13 protein-coding genes are annotated in these 17,220 nt (G+C 69.2%); all 13 read left to right on the top strand.

Features of this window, described 5'->3' with window-relative positions:
• The first annotated feature begins 164 nt into the window (after positions 1 to 164).
• The gene (locus DMC61_RS18550; RefSeq protein ID WP_125690333.1) at positions 165 to 1,385 is read left to right on the top strand and encodes an ROK family transcriptional regulator; all 1,221 of its coding nucleotides are present in this window, start codon (positions 165 to 167) and stop codon (positions 1,383 to 1,385) included.
• The gene (locus tag DMC61_RS18545; RefSeq protein WP_016331778.1) at positions 1,382 to 2,884 is read left to right on the top strand and encodes a sugar ABC transporter ATP-binding protein; all 1,503 of its coding nucleotides are present in this window, start codon (positions 1,382 to 1,384) and stop codon (positions 2,882 to 2,884) included. The genes DMC61_RS18550 and DMC61_RS18545 overlap by 4 nt, the downstream gene beginning before the upstream one ends.
• Positions 2,881 to 3,897: an ABC transporter permease gene (locus DMC61_RS18540; RefSeq protein ID WP_016331779.1), complete on the top strand. Its 1,017-nt coding sequence runs from the start codon at positions 2,881 to 2,883 to the stop codon at positions 3,895 to 3,897. The genes DMC61_RS18545 and DMC61_RS18540 overlap by 4 nt, the downstream gene beginning before the upstream one ends.
• 22 nt (positions 3,898 to 3,919) lie before the next feature.
• On the top strand, positions 3,920 to 4,972 hold the full coding sequence (locus DMC61_RS18535; protein WP_016331780.1) for a substrate-binding domain-containing protein: 1,053 nt from the start codon (positions 3,920 to 3,922) through the stop codon (positions 4,970 to 4,972).
• 41 nt (positions 4,973 to 5,013) lie between these two features.
• Positions 5,014 to 6,183, top strand: coding sequence for a Gfo/Idh/MocA family protein (locus tag DMC61_RS18530; RefSeq protein ID WP_125690332.1), 1,170 nt, complete (start codon positions 5,014 to 5,016; stop codon positions 6,181 to 6,183).
• A gap of 110 nt (positions 6,184 to 6,293) precedes the next feature.
• Positions 6,294 to 7,451: an inositol-3-phosphate synthase gene (locus DMC61_RS18525; protein ID WP_125690331.1), complete on the top strand. Its 1,158-nt coding sequence runs from the start codon at positions 6,294 to 6,296 to the stop codon at positions 7,449 to 7,451.
• The gene (locus DMC61_RS18520; RefSeq protein ID WP_125690330.1) at positions 7,448 to 8,296 is read left to right on the top strand and encodes an SCO3242 family prenyltransferase; all 849 of its coding nucleotides are present in this window, start codon (positions 7,448 to 7,450) and stop codon (positions 8,294 to 8,296) included. The genes DMC61_RS18525 and DMC61_RS18520 overlap by 4 nt, the downstream gene beginning before the upstream one ends.
• Positions 8,293 to 9,705 carry an EboA domain-containing protein gene (locus DMC61_RS18515; RefSeq protein ID WP_125690329.1) on the top strand — a complete coding sequence of 471 codons (1,413 nt, stop codon included), beginning with the start codon at positions 8,293 to 8,295 and terminating at the stop codon, positions 9,703 to 9,705. The genes DMC61_RS18520 and DMC61_RS18515 overlap by 4 nt, the downstream gene beginning before the upstream one ends.
• Before the next feature lie 4 nt (positions 9,706 to 9,709).
• On the top strand, positions 9,710 to 10,573 hold the full coding sequence (locus DMC61_RS18510) for a TatD family hydrolase (RefSeq protein WP_125690328.1): 864 nt from the start codon (positions 9,710 to 9,712) through the stop codon (positions 10,571 to 10,573).
• Positions 10,570 to 11,640: a metabolite traffic protein EboE gene (gene eboE / locus DMC61_RS18505; protein WP_125690327.1), complete on the top strand. Its 1,071-nt coding sequence runs from the start codon at positions 10,570 to 10,572 to the stop codon at positions 11,638 to 11,640. The genes DMC61_RS18510 and eboE overlap by 4 nt, the downstream gene beginning before the upstream one ends.
• On the top strand, positions 11,637 to 13,010 hold the full coding sequence (locus tag DMC61_RS18500; RefSeq protein ID WP_125690326.1) for an alkaline phosphatase family protein: 1,374 nt from the start codon (positions 11,637 to 11,639) through the stop codon (positions 13,008 to 13,010). The genes eboE and DMC61_RS18500 overlap by 4 nt, the downstream gene beginning before the upstream one ends.
• Before the next feature lie 106 nt (positions 13,011 to 13,116).
• Positions 13,117 to 16,206, top strand: coding sequence for a ThuA domain-containing protein (locus tag DMC61_RS18495; RefSeq protein WP_125690481.1), 3,090 nt, complete (start codon positions 13,117 to 13,119; stop codon positions 16,204 to 16,206).
• Positions 16,206 to 17,210, top strand: coding sequence for a sugar phosphate isomerase/epimerase (locus DMC61_RS18490; RefSeq protein WP_038518461.1), 1,005 nt, complete (start codon positions 16,206 to 16,208; stop codon positions 17,208 to 17,210). The genes DMC61_RS18495 and DMC61_RS18490 overlap by 1 nt, the downstream gene beginning before the upstream one ends.
• Positions 17,211 to 17,220 lie beyond the last annotated feature (10 nt).

Below are 17,220 nucleotides of genomic sequence, written 5' to 3'. Positions count from 1 at the left end.
GTCTGCGCGGATTGAGACGGCTAATCGGGTGACGGAGGGCTTTAGTCGACATTTCTGTCCTGTTGTCACCTTGACGGGTGACGGGCGCCACCCTACTTTCGCTGGCTAAGTAACAAAGTTTGTTACGGCCGATTCGTAAGTGAGGCGTCGTCAGATGAGGCAGTGTGGCCGCGACTGAACCCGGGCTCGATCCGGTCAGCCCACGCACCGCGAACCTCGCCGCGCTCCTGCGGGCATTGCGCGCGGGGCCGCTCTCGCGCACCCAGCTCGCGGCGCGTTGCGGGCTCACCAAGGCGGCCGTCTCCGGGTTGGTCACCGAGCTGTCCGATCGCGGTCTCGTCCGCTCCGCCGGACTCCAGGGCGGCGGTAACGGCAGGCCCAGCCAGCTGGTCGAGCTGAACGGCGCCAGCGCGTGCGGGCTCGCGCTCAGCGTCGAGGCCGACCGGTTCGCCGCCGTCGTCACGAACCTCGACGGCCGCGTGGTCGCCGAACGCACCGAGACCGCCGACGTCGCCGCGCTCGGGCTGCACCGGAGCATGGACGAACTCGCCTTCCTCGCCCGGACCGTGCTGCTGGACGACCAGCCGGTCGGGGTCACCGTCTCGGTGCCCGGCCTGGTCGATTCGGCCGCCGCCGTCCTCCGGTTCGCGCCGACCCTGCGCTGGCGCGACGCCGAGATCGCCGACCTCCTCGCCGCCCGGCTCGGTCTGCCTGCCGACGCCATCACGGTCGACAACGAAGCGAACCTCGGCGCGGTCGGCGAATCGGTCGCCGGAGTCGGCCAAGGCGTGCGGGAGCTCTTCTACCTCAGCGGCGGGACGGGCGTCGGCGGCGGGCTCGTGGCAGGCGGCGCGATCCTGCGCGGTGCCAGGGGTTTCGCGGGCGAGGTCGGGCACATCACCGTCGACCCATCGGGCGAGCAATGCCCTTGCGGCCGGGTCGGCTGCCTGGAGACCAAGGCCGGGCTCAACGCCGTCCTGCGCGGCGCCGCCTCTCCCGGTGACCCGCTGCACGATCCCGCGCTCGGCGTCGACGGCCGGGTCGGGCTGCTCAAGCACCGCGTGCAGCGCGGTGACCAGCGCGCGGTCGCGGCGGTCTCGGAACTCGGGGTCGCGCTCGGCATCGCGGTGTCCACCGTGGTCGACGTGCTCGACCCGGACCTCGTCGTACTCGGCGGTTACTTCGCCGAACTGGGTGAGTGGCTGGTCGAGCCGGTGCGCCGCGAACTGTCCGCGCGTCCGCTCGGGCACGAGCCCGCCTGCCGCGTCGAGCCGTCGCCGCTGGGTACCACCGCCCCGCTGCGCGGCGCCGCGCATCTCGCCACCGAACGGCTTTTCGCCGACCCGACGCTAGTTCCCAACGCGGCCGAGGAGGCTCCGGCATGACCCTGCTATCCGTCCGGGGGATCGTGAAGACGTTCCCCGGGGTGCGTGCGCTGGACGGGGTCGACTTCGACGTCGAACCCGGCGAGGTGCACTGTCTGCTCGGCCAGAACGGCGCGGGCAAGTCCACGCTGATCAAGACGCTCGCCGGAGCCCACCGGCCCGACGGTGGCGAGATCTTCTGGCAGGGCGAGCCGGTCACGCTGCCCTCGCCGGTCGCCGCGCTGAAGATCGGCATCGCGACCATGTACCAGGAACTCGACCTGGTGCCCGGGCTTTCCGTGGCGGACAACATCTTCCTCGGCCGCGAGCGGGCGAAGTTCGGGTTCACGCGGATCAGCGAGTCCCGGAACAAGGCCGCGAAACTGATGGCACGGCTCGGACATCCCGAGATCGCGCCGTCGACCGAGGTCGGCAAGCTGTCCGCCGCCGGTCAGCAGCTGGTCTCGATGGCGCGGGCGCTCGCCTACGACGCGAAGCTGCTGGTGATGGACGAGCCCACCGCGGCGCTGGCCGGCGAAGAGGTCGACAACCTGTTCCGCATCGTCGGCGAACTGACCGCCGAAGGTGTCGCGATCGTCTACATCTCCCACCGGCTCGAAGAACTGCGCCGGATCGGCCACCGCGTCACCGTGCTGAAGGACGGCAAGACCGTCTCCACCGGCCTCGACGCCAAGGAGACGCCGACCTCCGACCTCGTCGCGCTGATGGCGGGCCGCAAGGTCGAAACCGTGTTCGGCCCGCGCCACCAGGAACACGTCGACCCGGACAACGAAGTCCTCAAGGTCGAGAACCTGACCACCGTCGGCGAGTTCGAGAACGTGAACTTCACCGTGCACGCCGGGGAGGTCGTCGGGATCGCGGGTCTCGTCGGTTCGGGCCGCAGCGAACTGCTGGAGACGATTTTCGGCGCACGCAAGCAGGACACGGGTTCGGTGTCGGTCGACGGCGAGCCGGTCCGGCCGGGCAGCGTGTCCGCGGCGGTCAAGGCAGGCATCGGCCTGGCGCCCGAGGAACGCAAGAGCCAGGGGCTGCTGCTGGACCTGCCGGTCGTGCACAACGTGACCCTGGCGAGCCTGAGCAAGTACGCGACGTTCGGGTTCACCGAGCGGGGCAGGGAACTCGACGACGCCGGGGAAAGCCTGCGGCGCCTCGATCTCCGGCCCGCTGACCCGCACCGGATCATCCGCACGCTGTCCGGCGGCAACCAGCAGAAGGCGGTGCTGGCGCGCTGGCTGGTCCGCGGCTGCCGGGTCCTGCTGCTGGACGAGCCGACGCGCGGGGTCGACGTCGGCGCGCGGGCGGAGCTGTACCGGCTGATCGAGGAACTGGCCGCGACCGGGGTCGCGATCGTGCTCGTCAGCAGCGAGATCCCCGAGGTGCTCGGCCTGTCCGACCGGGTGCTGGTGCTGCGTGAAGGACGTGTCCTGGCTGAAAAGCCGTCCGCGGAGCTGACAGAGGCGGAAGTGCTCGACGTGATTCTCGAAGGGAGTGCGGCGTGACCGACCAAGCCGAATCGGTGCGTACGGAGAGCGCCGTGGAACCCCTGCCCCCCAAGAAGACAGGGTTCAAGTTCACCGCCGACCCCAGGCTGCTCGGGCTGACCGGGGTGCTGGTGATCCTGTGCATCGTCGGCCAGGTGACCAGGCCCGACCAGTTCTTCACCGACGGCAACATCTCCACGATCCTGCGGCTCGCCGCGGCCATCGGGGTGGTCAGCGTCGGGATGACGTTCGTGATCATCGCCGGCGGCATCGACCTCTCGGTCGGGTCGATCGTGGCGCTGTCCAGTGTCTGGCTGACCACCTTGGCCACCCAGTCCTACGGCCCGTGGGTGATGATCCTTTGTGGACTCCTGGTCGGCCTCGGCTGCGGGCTGATCAACGGGATCCTGGTCTCCTACGGGAAGATCGTGCCGTTCATCGCCACACTGGCGATGTACGTCTCGGCCCGCGGTCTCGCGGAACGCATCAGCGGCCGCCGCACGCAGGTGGTGTCGGAAGCGGGCTTCCTGGACTTCTTCCGCGGTGACCTGCTCGGCATCCCGGTGCTGATCTGGATGTTCGCGCTGGTGTTCGCGATCGGCTGGGTGGTGCTGAACCGCACCACGTTCGGCCGCCGCACCTTCGCCGTCGGCGGCAACGCCGAGGCGTCGCGGCTGGCGGGGATCAACGTCAAGCGGCACACCGCGCTCGTCTACGGCGTCGCCGGGCTGTGCTGCGGTATCGCCGCGCTGATGGTCGTCGCCCGCACCACCGCGGGTGCCTCGACCAACGGCATGCTCTACGAACTCGACGCCATCGCGGCGGTCGTCATCGGCGGCACCCTGCTCACCGGTGGCCGCGGCTCGCTCATCGGCACCCTGATCGGCGTGCTGATCTTCACCGTGCTGTCCAACATCTTCACGCTCAACAACCTGGACACCGACATCCAGAACATCGCCAAGGGCGTGATCATCGTCCTGGCCGCGCTGCTGCAGTTCCGCTCCGTCAAGAAAACCAAGACGAGTACTTGATCACCGTGGATGGAGAGTCGTCATGACCGAACAATCCCTGCACCGCCGCCGTTTCCTGCTGGGAGGCGCGGCCGTCGGAGCGGGTGCGCTGCTGACCGCGTGCACCTCGAACGAGGCACCGGCGCAGAACAACGCGGCCAACGTGGCCAACGCCGGGGCGAACTCGCAGCCCGGGACCCCCGTCACCATCGGGTTCTCGGCTCCCGCCGCGGACCACGGCTGGATGGCGGCCATCACCAAGAACGCCCGCGCGCAGGCGCAGAAGTTCAGTGAGGTCACGCTCAACGCGACCGAGGGCACCAACGACGTCAACCAGCAGATCTCCCAGGTGGAGACCCTGATCAACGCCAAGGTCAACGTCCTGGTGATCCTGCCGTTCGACGGCAAGGCGCTGACCGCGGTCGGCCAGCAGGCGATGGACGCCGGGATCCAGGTGATCAACCTGGACCGCGTCTTCGACACCCCGCTCGCGTACCGCACCTGGATCGGCGGCGACAACTACCGCATGGGTGTCAACGCCGGCAACTACATCGCCCAGCAGATGAAGGCGAAGAACATCGCCAACCCGGTCATCGGCGAGGTCGCGGGCATCGACTCGCTGCCGCTGACGCAGGAACGCAGCAAGGGTTTCAAGGACGCCTTGACCCGTCAGGGTTTCACCGTCGGACCGCGCGTTTCGGCGCAGTTCACCCCGGAGTCGGGCGAGCAGCAGACCTCGAACCTGCTGCAGTCGGCGTCCAAATTGGACGCTCTGTGGAACCACGACGACGACCAGGGTGTCGGGGTCATCGCGGCGATCAACAACGCCAACCGCAAGAACTTCCTGATGGTCGGCGGCGCGGGATCGAAGAACGCGATGAACCTGATCAAGTCCGACGCCGAACCGCTGAAGGCGACGGTGCTCTACAGCCCGTCGATGGCGTCCTCGGCGATCTCGCTCGCGCGCCTGCTCGGCCAGGGCAAGGGGGCCGGTGACTTCGCCGAGCACGAGATCCCCGCCGAGATCACCACGTACTCCGCGGTGGTCACCAAGGAGAACGTCGACAAGTACATGGACGTCGGCTTCGACTCGTAAACCCGCGTACCCGACACACGCACGCGCATCTAGGAGGGGTATTGAGCACGGCAACGGAAACGATCGGGATCGGCATGGTGGGCCACGCGTTCATGGGTGCGGTGCATTCGCACGCGTGGCGCAGCGTGCACCGGTTCTTCACGCCACCGCTGATCCCGCGACTCGCCGTGCTCGGCGGCCGTGACGAAGTGCGGGCGAAGGCCGCGGCGGAACGGTTCGGCTGGGAAGACGTCGAGACCGACTGGCGCGCGCTGATCGCCCGCGACGACGTCGACCTGGTCGACATCTGCACACCGGGCGACAGCCACGCCGAGATCGCGATCGCCGCGCTCGAAGCGGGCAAGCACGTGCTGTGCGAGAAGCCGCTGGCCAACACCCTCGCCGAGGCCGAAGCGATGGCCGAGGCGGCGGCGAAGGCACGGGCCAACGGCGTCCGGTCCATGGTGGCTTTCAACTACCGCCGGGTGCCCGCGCTCGCGCACGCCAGGAAACTGGTCGCGAGCGGGGCACTCGGCGAGATCCGCCACGTGCGGACGGTCTACCTGCAGGACTGGCTGTCCGACGCCCAGGCGCCGATGACCTGGCGGCTGCACAAGGACAAGGCGGGCTCCGGCGCGCTGGGCGACCTCGGCGCGCACATCGTCGACGCCGCCCAGTTCGTCACCGGCGACACGATCACCGGGGTTTCCGCGCTGACGAACACCTTCGTCAAGGAGCGGCCGGACGGCGACGGCGGCACCGGGCAGGTCACGGTCGACGACGCCGCGCTGTTCCTCGGGCGGTTCAGCGGCGGGGCGGTGGCGAGTTTCGAGGCGACCCGGTTCGCGCTCGGCCGCAAGAACGCGATGCGGCTGGAGGTCAACGGGTCGAAGGCGAGCCTCGCGTTCGACTTCGAGTCGATGAACGAACTGTCCTTCTTCGACGGTGGCCAGCCCGCCACCGAGGCCGGGTTCCGCCGGATCCTGGTCACCGAACCCGAGCACCCGTACGTCGGGGTGTGGTGGCCGCCGGGCCACCTGCTCGGCTACGAGCACACCTTCACCAACGAGGTCGCCGATCTGCTCACCGCGATCGGCGACGGCAAGGATCCCGAACCGTCCTTCGAGGACGGATTGAGGGTTCAGCAGGTACTGGACGCGGTCGAGCGCAGCGCGTCCGACGAGGCGCGATGGACCACTGTGCCCGGTGTCACCGCGAAGGGGAGTAACTGAGGAGTAGATCCAGCCGAAAGTCGCATGACGGCTATCACTGCGACTTGGTTCGATCCGAAACATCCGACCATCGGAGGTCGGGGGTTGTCGGGTTCTGGAAAGGTGGAGAAATGCCTGCTCACGAGCGTACGGGCATCTGGTTGATCGGGGCGAGGGGGTCAGTCGCGACTACCGCCGCGGTGGGGCTCCTCGCGCTGCGCGCGGGGGTGGCCGGCGGTGGCGGCTGTGTCAGCGAGTTGCCCGCGTTCGCCGGGGTTCCGTTGCCGGGCTGGGACGATCTGGTCCTCGGTGGCCACGACATCGTGCACACCCCGCTCGAGAAGCGTGCCGAGCAGCTGGCGCACGCCGGCGTCTTCGGGCACTCGGTGTTCTCCGCGGTGCGGTCCGGGCTGGCCGAGGTGGACGCCGAGATCCGCGACGGTTACCACCCGGCGACACATACCGGTGCCCAGGCCGACGCGGCCGCGCGGCTCACGGCGGACATCCGGTCTTTCGCCGACCGGCACGACCTCGCGCGGGTCGTGGTGGTCAACGTGTCCTCCACCGAGGCCCCGTGCCCCCACCTCCCCGAACACGACGACCTCGACGCGCTCGAAGCGGCGCTCACGGATCCGGCGCGGGCGGTGCTCCCGTCGAGTTCCCTGTCGGCCTACGCGGCCTTGAAGGCGGGAAGCCCGTACGTCGAGTTCACGCCGTCCGCCGGGATCACCCTGCCCGCGCTGCGGCGGCTCGCCGAGCGCGAAGGCCTGCCGTACGCGGGGTGCGACGGCAAGACCGGCGAGACGCTGCTGCGCACCGTCCTCGCGCCGATGTTCAGCGCGCGGGCGCTGAAGGTCCGCTCCTGGGCGGGTACCAACCTGCTGGGCGGCGGCGACGGGGAGACCCTCGCCGACCCGGTGACCGCGAACAGCAAGCTGGAATCCAAGGCGCGCGGGCTCGCGGCGCTGCTCGGCGAGGACGTCACCGCGCCGCTGCACATCGACAACGTGCCCGACCTCGGCGAGATCAAGACCGCGTGGGATCACGTGTCGTTCGAGGGTTTCCTCGGCGCGCGCATGAGCCTGCAGTTCACCTGGACCGGCTACGACTCCGCGCTCGCGGCGCCGCTGATCCTGGATCTGGCCCGGTTCGTCACCGCGGCGCACGCCGGCGGCCAGAGCGGCGCGCTGACCGAACTCGGCTTCTTCTTCAAGGATCCGCTGGGCAGCGACGAACACCGCTTCGCCGAGCAGACCGCCCGCCTGGTCACCTGGGCGGCCGACCTGTGAAGGCTTATGTGGAACTCGTCCGGGCGCCCGCGGCGCTGACGGTGCTCGGCGACACGGTCGCCGGATCTGCCGCGGCGGGGCTCAAGATGACCGGCCGGCGGCTGCTGCTGCCGCTGTCATCGGTCGCCTTCTACTGGGCCGGGATGGCCCTCAACGACTGGGCGGACCGGAAGCTCGACGCCGTGGAGCGGCCCGAGCGCCCGATCCCGTCCGGACGGGTGAGCGCGGGCGCGGCGCTCACCACCGGTGCCGCGCTGACCGCGGCCGGACTCGGCCTGGCCGCGCTCGGTGGCGGCCGCCGGGCGATGCGCGTCGCGGTCCCGCTCGCGGCGTCGGTGTGGGCCTACGACACCGTGCTCAAGCCGACCCCGGCCGGACCGGTGGCGATGGCGGCGTGCCGCACCCTCGACGTCCTATTGGGTGCCGGCGACTCGCCGAAGAAGGCAGCCACCGCCGCGGCGGCGGTCGGCGTCCACACGCTCGGCGTCACCGTGCTCTCCACCGGGGAGGTCCACGGGGCGAACCCGGCGACCGCCCGGGCGGCGCTGGCCACCAGCTGCGCGGCGACAACGTTGGCATTGACCGGACCGGCACGTGGCGGCTGGCATCGCGCCGCCTCGATGGCCGCCGGCTCGGGCTACGCGGGCCTGGTCGGCCGGGCGCAGGCGGACGCCGTCCGCGACCCGTCGGCGAAATCCGTGCGGTCGGCGACCAAGAACGGCATCCACGGCATGGTCCCGCTGCAGGCGGCGGTCACGGCGAAGGGCTCGGTACTGGGGGCGGCGCTGGTCGCGGCCGCGCTGCCGATCGCCCGCAAGCTGTCGAGGAAGGTGAGCCCCACATGACGTTCTCGCTCGGATACGGCACCAACGGCTTCTCCAACCACCGCCTCGACGACGCGCTCGCGGTGATCGCCGACCTCGGCTACACCGGGGTGGCGTTGACGCTGGACCACGACCACTTGGATCCGTTCGCCGACGATCTGGCGCGGCAGGTCGACCACGTGGCCTCCCGGCTTTCGGCGCTCGGCCTGAACCGGGTCGTCATCGAGACCGGCGCGCGGTACCTGCTCGACCCGTGGCGCAAGCACTCGCCGACGCTGCTTTCGGACGATCCCGCGTTGCGGATCGACTTCCTGGCACGGGCTTTGCGGATCGCCGGGGACCTCGGCGCGGATTGCGTGTCGTTTTGGTCCGGCGTGTCCACTGTGGACAACGACCTCGCCTGGTCCCGGTTGCGTGAGGGGGTCGCGGCGGTCCTGGAGCACGCCGCGCGGCTGAACGTGCGGCTGGCGATGGAACCCGAGCCCGGCCACCTCGTGCAGCATCTGGGCCAGGTCCTGGACCTGCGCAAGGAACTCGGCGAGCCGGACCTCTTCGGGGTCACGCTCGACGTCGGGCACTGCGTCGCGGTCGAGCCGGTGAACGCGGCCGAATGCGTCCGCCTCGCCGGTCCGCTGCTATGGAACGTGCAACTGGACGACATGCTGCCGAGGGTCCACGAGCATCTGGAGTTCGGCGACGGACATCTGGATCTGCCGGGGACGCTCGCCGCGCTGGCGGAGATCGGCTACACCGGGCTGGCCGCGGTCGAACTGCCCCGGCACAGCCACGCCGCGCCGGACACCGCGCGCCGGGCCTTCGAGGCGCTCACCGCGGCGATGCCGCAGACATGGCAGACCAAGGCGGAACGCCGGATCCGGGAGAAGCCGTCGGTGATCGGCTCGATCTTCCCGGCCGTCGGCCGCGAGGTCGGCCGGGAGGCGCTGCGCCCGGACACCGATCCGCAGGGTCTGGTCCAGGGCACGGTCGACGACCGGGCACGGGTCCGGCTCGTGTCGGTGCTCGCCGAAGTCCTCGACGACGCGGCGCTGGCCGCGGAACTGCGCGATCTCTACCGCTACGGCGACGACGCCGAGCGGCGCGGGGTCCTGCGGGCGCTCTCCGCGCTGGAGTCGCCGGGCGCCGAAGTCACCGATGCCGGGATCAAGCTGGTCGAGGACGCCTTGCGCGCCAACGACATCAGGCTGGTCGCCGCCGCCATGGGTGCCTTCGCCCGGTTCCTGGACGACCACACGTGGCGCCACGGCGTCCTCAAATGCGTCTTCGTCGGTGTGCCGCTGGCCGCCGTCGCGGACCTCACTGCCCGCGCGGACGACGAGCTTCGAAGGATGCTCGCCGATTTCGCCGACGAACGCAGGGCGGCCGGGCGTGACGTACCCGCCGACGCCCTCGAACTCCTCAAGGAGAACTGAGCCAGTGCGTATCTTCGATCCCCACATCCACATGTCCTCCCGGACCACCGACGACTACGAAGCCATGTACGCGGCCGGTGTCCGCGCGCTCGTCGAGCCCGCGTTCTGGCTGGGGCAGCCGCGTACCAGCGTCGGCTCGTACACCGACTACTTCGACGCGCTCATCGGCTGGGAACGGTTCCGTGCCGCCCAGTTCGGCATCCGGCACCACTGCACGATCGCGCTGAACCCCAAGGAAGCCAACGACCCCCGCTGCCGCGAGGTGCTCGACGTGCTCCCGAGGTACCTGGCGAAGGACGGCGTGGTCGCGGTCGGCGAGGTCGGCTACGACTCGATGACCAAGGAGGAGGACGAGGTCTTCTCCCAGCAGCTGGCGATGGCGCTGGAACACGACCTCCCCGTCCTGGTGCACACCCCGCACCGCGACAAGCTGGAAGGCACCAAGCGCACGCTCGACGTCGTGCGCGAGGCCGGCGTCGCGCCGGAACGCGTGGTCGTGGATCACCTCAACGAGGTCACCGTCGAACTGGTCAAGGATTCCGGCGCCTGGATGGGTTTCTCGATCTACCCGGACACCAAGATGGACGAGCACCGGATGGTCGAGATCCTGCGCCAGTACGGGCTGGAGAAGATGATCGTCAACTCGGCCGCCGACTGGGGCCGGTCCGATCCGTTGAAGACCGCCAAGACCGGGCAGGCGATGCTCGACGGCGGGTTCACCGAGGCCGACGTCGACAAGGTGCTGTGGCAGAACCCGGTCGACTTCTACAGGCTCAGCGGCAGGCTCACGCTCGACCCGCTGCCCGGGTTCACCGGCGAGGCCGTGACGTTCGAGGGCAACTCGGTGCTGCGAGGTGCCCGCAAATGATCTCCTACTGTACGAACGTCCACCCGGCCGAAGACGTCGACGGCATCGTCGCGCAGCTGGAGCGGTACGCGCTCCCGGTGCGTGAGCGGCTGGGCGCCGACCGGCTCGGTGTCGGTCTCTGGCTTTCCGCGCCGGTCGCGCGCGGGCTCGCCGAAGACATCGAGGCGCGCAAGCGTTTCCGTGCCGAACTCGACGCCCGCGGGCTTTCGGTGTACACGCTCAACGCCTTCCCGTACGGCGGCTTTCACGACGACGTCGTCAAGCACGCGGTCTACCGTCCTGAGTGGACACACCCGGACCGGGTCGCGTACACGATCGACTGCGTGAACGTGCTCTCCGATCTCCTCGCCGAGGATGCTTCTTACGGCAGCATATCGACGTTGCCGTTGGCTTGGCGTGAACCGTGGGGCGAACAGGACGACCGCCGGGCTGCCGAGGCCTTCGGTCAGGTCGTCCGCGCGATCGGTGACCGGCCGATCAAACTGGCCGTCGAACCCGAACCCGGCTGTGTGCTCGACACCGTGGCCGACGCGCTGGGCTGGCTTTCCGGCCGCGTCGATCCGGAGCACGTCGGGCTGTGCCTGGACACCTGCCATCTCGCGGTGTCGTTCGCCGACCCGGCGGAGACGCTCAAGGCGATCGCGGAGTCCGATGTGGACATCGTGAAGGTGCAGGCTTCCGCCGCGTTGCACGTCGAAGACCCGGCCGAAGCCCGTGACGCGTTGGCGGCGTTCGCCGAACCGCGGTACCTGCACCAGGTCCGCGAGTTTTCGGGCGGTGTCGTGCGCAAGGCCGACGACCTGCCCGAGGCGTGGACCGACCTGCCGGGGGAGGGGCCGTGGCGCGTGCACTTCCACATGCCGCTGCACCAGGCGCCGGCCGCGCCGCTGTCCACCACGACCGACGTCCTGCGCACCGTCGCCGCCGGGCTGCCCGGCGAACCGCATATCGAAGTCGAGACCTACACCTGGAGCGTGCTCCCGGACGCGGGCGACCTCGTCGGCGGGATCGCCGCGGAACTCGAATGGGCACAGGCGAACCTCGTCAAGGAAGGGGCGTCCGCGTGAAACCGCTGGTCGTCATCGACGTCGTCGGGCTGACCCCGAAGGCGTTGCGAGACATGCCGAAACTGTCCGCCGTCGCCCGCGACGGCTGGCAGGCCGAACTGGGCACGGTGCTGCCCGCAGTCACCTGCAGCGCGCAGTCGACCTTCCTCACCGGGCTCATGCCCGCGCAGCACGGGATCGTCGGCAACGGCTGGTACTTCCGCGAACTCGGCGAGATCTTCCTGTGGCGCCAGCACAACCGGCTCGTCGGCGGCGAGAAGCTGTGGGAGACCGCGAGGGCGGCGCACCCCGGCTACACGTCGGCGAACGTCTGCTGGTGGTACGCGATGGGTATGAGCACCGACGTCACGGTGACCCCGCGGCCGATCTACCACGCCGACGGCCGCAAGTCGCCGGACGCCTACGTGCGCCCGCCGGAACTGCACGATCAGCTGACCGGCGCGCTGGGGGAGTTCCCGCTCTTCCAGTACTGGGGCCCGACGGCGTCGCTCAAGTCGAGCAAGTGGGTGATCGGGGCGTCGCGGCAGATCCTGCGGGAGAAGCGGCCGGATCTGCTGCTGACCTACGTGCCGCACCTGGATTACGACCTGCAGCGCTTCGGCCCCGACGCGCCGCAGGCCCGGCAGGCGGCGCGGGAACTGGACAACGCGCTGGCGCCGCTACTGGACGACGCCCGCAACGCCGGGGCGACCGTGGTCGCGCTCAGCGAGTACGGGATCACCAACGTGCACCGGCCGGTCGACATCAACCGGGCGCTGCGGCGCGAGGGTCTGCTGGAGGTCTACACCCAGGCGGGCATGGAGTACCTCGACCCGTGGGCGTCGCGCGCGTTCGCCGTCGCCGACCACCAGGTCGCGCACGTCTACGTCCGCGATCAGTCCGATGTGGAGCGGGTGCGCTCGATCGTCGGCGAGCTGACCGGCGTCGACGAGGTGCTCGACCGCGAGGCGCAGGCTCGCTACGGGATCGACCACGAACGCGCGGGCGAACTCGTCGCGGTCGCGGATCCGGACTCGTGGTTCACCTACTACTACTGGCTCGACGACGCGCGGAAGCCCGACTTCGCGCGCGGCGTCGAGATCCACCGCAAACCGGGTTACGACCCCGCCGAGCTGTTCTTCGACCCGGAGGACAAGTTCGCCAAGGCGCGGGCCGGGCTCAACCTGGCGAAGAAGTTCGCCGGGCTCCGGTACGCGATGGACGTCGTCCCGACCGATCCGCGCTGGGTGCGCGGCTCGCACGGCCGGCTGCCGGATTCCACAGAGGACGGTCCGGTGCTGCTCTGCTCGGACCCGGCGTTCCAGCCTTCCGGTCGCGTCGGGGCCACCGACGTGCACCCGCTGTTGTTGTCGCTGCAGGGACTGAAGTAGAGGAGACGCGCTCCACCCGCAAGTCCTTCCTTGATCGCCGCCGCTCATCGAAAGGATCGCTACTGCTATGTCCTTGAAACGACGACTAGGCGTGCTCGTCACGTCGATGGTCACGGCTCTGACAGGCGTCGCGCTACCGGTGCAGACCGCATCGGCGCACGAAGCGGCCACGGTGCTCGTGTTCTCCAAGACCGCGGGCTTCCGGCACGATTCGATCCCCGACGGGATCAAGGCGATCAAGGATTTGGGGGCGCAGAACCACTTCGCGGTGGAGGCCACCGAGGACGCGGCGGCCTTCACCGACGCGAACCTCAAGCGGTTCGACGCGGTGGTCTGGCTTTCCACCACCGGTGACGTGCTGAACGCGGACCAGCAGGCCGCGTTCGAGCGGTACGTGAAGGGAGGCGGCGGGTACGTGGGCGTGCACGCCGCCTCCGACACCGAGTACGACTGGCCCTGGTACGGCGAGCTGGTCGGGGCGTACTTCAAGTCCCACCCGCAGATCCAGCAGGCGAACGTCAAGGTCGAAGACCACGAGCACGTGTCCACTGTGGATCTTCCGGAGACCTGGCCGCGCACCGACGAGTGGTACAACTACCGCGAGAACCCGCGCAGCGATGTCCACGTGCTCGCGAGCCTGGATGAGAAGAGCTACCAGCCCGGCGACGGCGCGATGGGCGATCACCCGATCGCCTGGTGCCACGAGAACTCCGGCGGCCGCTCCTGGTACACCGGCGGCGGGCACACCAAGGCCTCCTACGCCGAGCCTGCCTTCCTCAAGCATCTGGCGGGCGGCATCAAGTACGCCACCAAGCTGAGCGAGGCGGGCTGCGCCAAGACCCAGGAAGACCCGGTCGACGCGGACTTCGATCAGATCACCCTGGCCAAGGGCGAGGAGAAGACCGGCGAGCCGATCGCGCTCTCCGTGCTGCCCAACCGCGACGTCCTGCACACGTCGCGCGACGGCCGCGTCTGGTACACCAGCTCGTCGGCGACGACCTCGCTGGCCGGGCAGATCCCCGTCTACAACCACGACGAAGACGGCCTCCAGGGTGTCGCCATCGACCCGGACTTCGCCAAGAACCGCTGGGTCTACCTGTACTACGCGCCCAAGCTGAACACCCCGGCCGGTGACGCGCCGGAGAACGGCACCCCCGCCGACTTCGAGCCGTTCAAGGGGTACAACCAGCTCTCGCGGTTCAAGCTCGGCACCGACAACAAGCTCGACCTCGCGAGCGAGCAGAAGATCCTCCAGGTCCCCGCCGAACGCGGGATCTGCTGCCACGCCGGCGGCGAGATCGACTTCGACGCCAAGGGCAACCTCTATCTGTCCACAGGGGACGATTCCAACCCGTTCGCCTCCGACGGTTTCACCCCGATCGACGAGCGTGCCGACCGCAACCCGGTGTACGACGCGCAGCGCACCTCGGCCAACACCAACGACCTGCGCGGCAAGGTGCTGCGGATCAAGGTCGGCGCGGGAGGCAAGTACACGATCCCCAAGGGCAACCTGTTCCCCAAGGGCACGGCCAAGACCAAGCCCGAGATCTACGCGATGGGCTTCCGCAACCCGTTCCGCTTCGCCGTCGACCGCGAGACCGGCTGGATCCACCTGGCCGACTACGGTCCCGACGCCGGCGCTGCCGACCCCAAGCGCGGGCCCGGCGGTACGGTCGAGTTCAACCTGATCAAGAAGCCCGGCAACTTCGGCTGGCCGTACTGCGTCGGGGACAACCTGCCGTTCATCGACTACGACTTCGCCACCAAGCAGTCCGGCGCCGCCTTCGACTGCGCCAAACCGAAGAACACCAGCCCGCGCAACACCGGCCTGACCGATCTGCCGCCGGTCGAGAAGGCGTGGATCGCCTACGACGGCGGTTCGGTGCCCGAGTTCGGCACCGGCCCCGAGTCGCCGATGGGCGGCCCGGTCTACCAGTTCGACGCGAAGAACCCGTCGCAGACCAAGTTCCCGGAGTACTTCGACGGCAAGACCTTCGCCTACGAATGGGAACGCGGCTGGATCAAAGAGATCACCGTCGGCGCGAACGGTGAACGCGGTGCCATCAAGCCGTTCTTCGACTCGATGGACCTCGTCCGCCCGATGAACCTCGAGTTCGGCCCGGACGGCGCGCTCTACGTCCTCGACTACGGCACCGGCTACTTCGGTGGCTCCAAGGAATCCGCCGTCTACCGCATCGACTACACCAAGGGCCGCCGCACGCCGGTCGCCAAGGTGGCCGCGGACAAGACGTCCGGCCAGGCGCCGCTGACCGTCAAGTTCGACCCGGCGGGTACGAACGATCCCGACGGCGGCGCGCTCACCTACGCCTGGGACTTCGACGGGAACGGCACGACCGATTCCACCGAGGCCACCCCGGTTTCCCACACCTACGCCGCGAACGGCCAGTACACGGCGAAGCTCTCGGTCACCGACTCCACCGGGCTGACCGGTTCGGCGAGCGTGGTGGTCACCGTCGGCAACACCGCGCCGGTGGTCACGCTGAAGACCCCGGTCAACGGCAGCGTGTTCAGCTTCGGGGACATGGTCCCGTTCAAGGTCGAGGTGACCGACGCCGAGGACAATCCGATCGACTGCTCGAAGGTGACCGTCGAATACATCCTCGGCCACGAGGGGCACGGACATCCGCTGAGCCGCGCGACCGGTTGTGAAGGAACCATCGCCACGCCCGCCGACGAAGGACACGGCGCGGACGCCAACGTCTTCGGCGTCATCAACGCCAGCTACACCGACAACGGCGGAAACGGCGTGCCCGCGCTCACCGGCGAGGCGGAATCCATCCTGCAGCCCAAGCTGAAGCAGGCCGAGTTCTACACCCAGTCGAGCGGTATCGAGGTCGTCGCGCACGCCGGCGCCAGTGGCGGCAAACGCGTCGGCCACATCGAATCCGGTGACTGGATCAAATTCGACCCGGTGAACCTCGTCGGCGTCAGCGGCATCGGCTACCGGGTCTCGTCCGGCGGCGCGGGCGGCACGATCGAGGTGCGCTCGGGCGCGGTGGACGGACCGCTGGTCCAGACGGTCACCGTCGCCAACACCGGCGGCTGGGACACGTACGCCGACATCCCGGCTTCCGCCATCACCGACCCCGGCGGCACCGGCCCGTTGTTCCTCGTGTTCAAGGGCGGTTCCGGCGGCTTGTTCGACGTCGACGCGATCACTTTCGAGGAGAACTGATGAGCCGTCCGATCACCCTGTTCACCGGCCAGTGGGCGGATCTCCCGTTCACCGAGGTGTGCAGGCTGGCCAGTGAATGGGGCTACGACGGCCTCGAGATCGCGTGTTCCGGCGACCACTTCGAGGTCGACCGCGCACTGTCCGAAGAGGACTACGTGCCCGGACGGCTCAAGCTGCTCGCCGAGCACGGCCTCAAGGTGTGGGCGATCTCCAACCACCTCGTCGGCCAGGCCATCTGCGACGACCCGATCGACGAACGCCACCAGGCCATCATCCCCGCCCGGGTGTGGGGGGACGGAGAGCCCGAAGGCGTCCGGCAGCGGGCGGCGAAGGAGATGGCCGACACCGCCCGCGCGGCGGCGAAACTCGGCGTGGACACGGTGATCGGTTTCACCGGCTCGAAGACCTGGAAGTACGTCGCGATGTTCCCGCCCGTCTCGCAGGCGGTCATCGACGACGGCTACCAGGACTTCGCCGACCGGTGGAACCCGATCCTCGACGTCTTCGACGAGGTGGGCGTGCGGTTCGCCCACGAGGTCCACCCGTCGGAGATCGCTTACGACTACTGGACCACGAAACGAGCGCTCGAAGCTGTCGGCGACCGTCCGGCATTCGGGCTGAATTGGGATCCTTCGCATTTCATCTGGCAGGACCTCGACCCGGTCGGCTTCATCCTCGACTTCGCCGACCGGATCTACCACGTGGACTGCAAGGACACCAGGAAGCGGTTCGACGGACGGAACGGACGGCTCGGCTCGCATCTCCCCTGGGGAGATCCCCGACGCGGCTGGGACTTCGTTTCGACCGGGCACGGCGACGTGCCCTGGGAGGACTGTTTCCGCGCACTGAATTCGATCGGCTACGCCGGTCCGATCTCGGTGGAGTGGGAGGACGCCGGCATGGACCGGCTCCGGGGCGCGGCGGAGGCCGTGACCTTTCTGCGGGGGCTCCTGTTCGACAAGCCGTCGGCGGCCTTCGACGCGGCTTTCAGCAACCAGAAGTGAGGGCGGTTTC

The organism is Amycolatopsis sp. WAC 04169 (assembly GCF_003947535.1).
Lineage (GTDB): Bacteria > Actinomycetota > Actinomycetes > Mycobacteriales > Pseudonocardiaceae > Amycolatopsis > Amycolatopsis keratiniphila.
The sequence above is the reverse complement of the archived record's forward strand: the minus strand, read 5'-3'. Positions and strand labels throughout refer to the sequence as shown.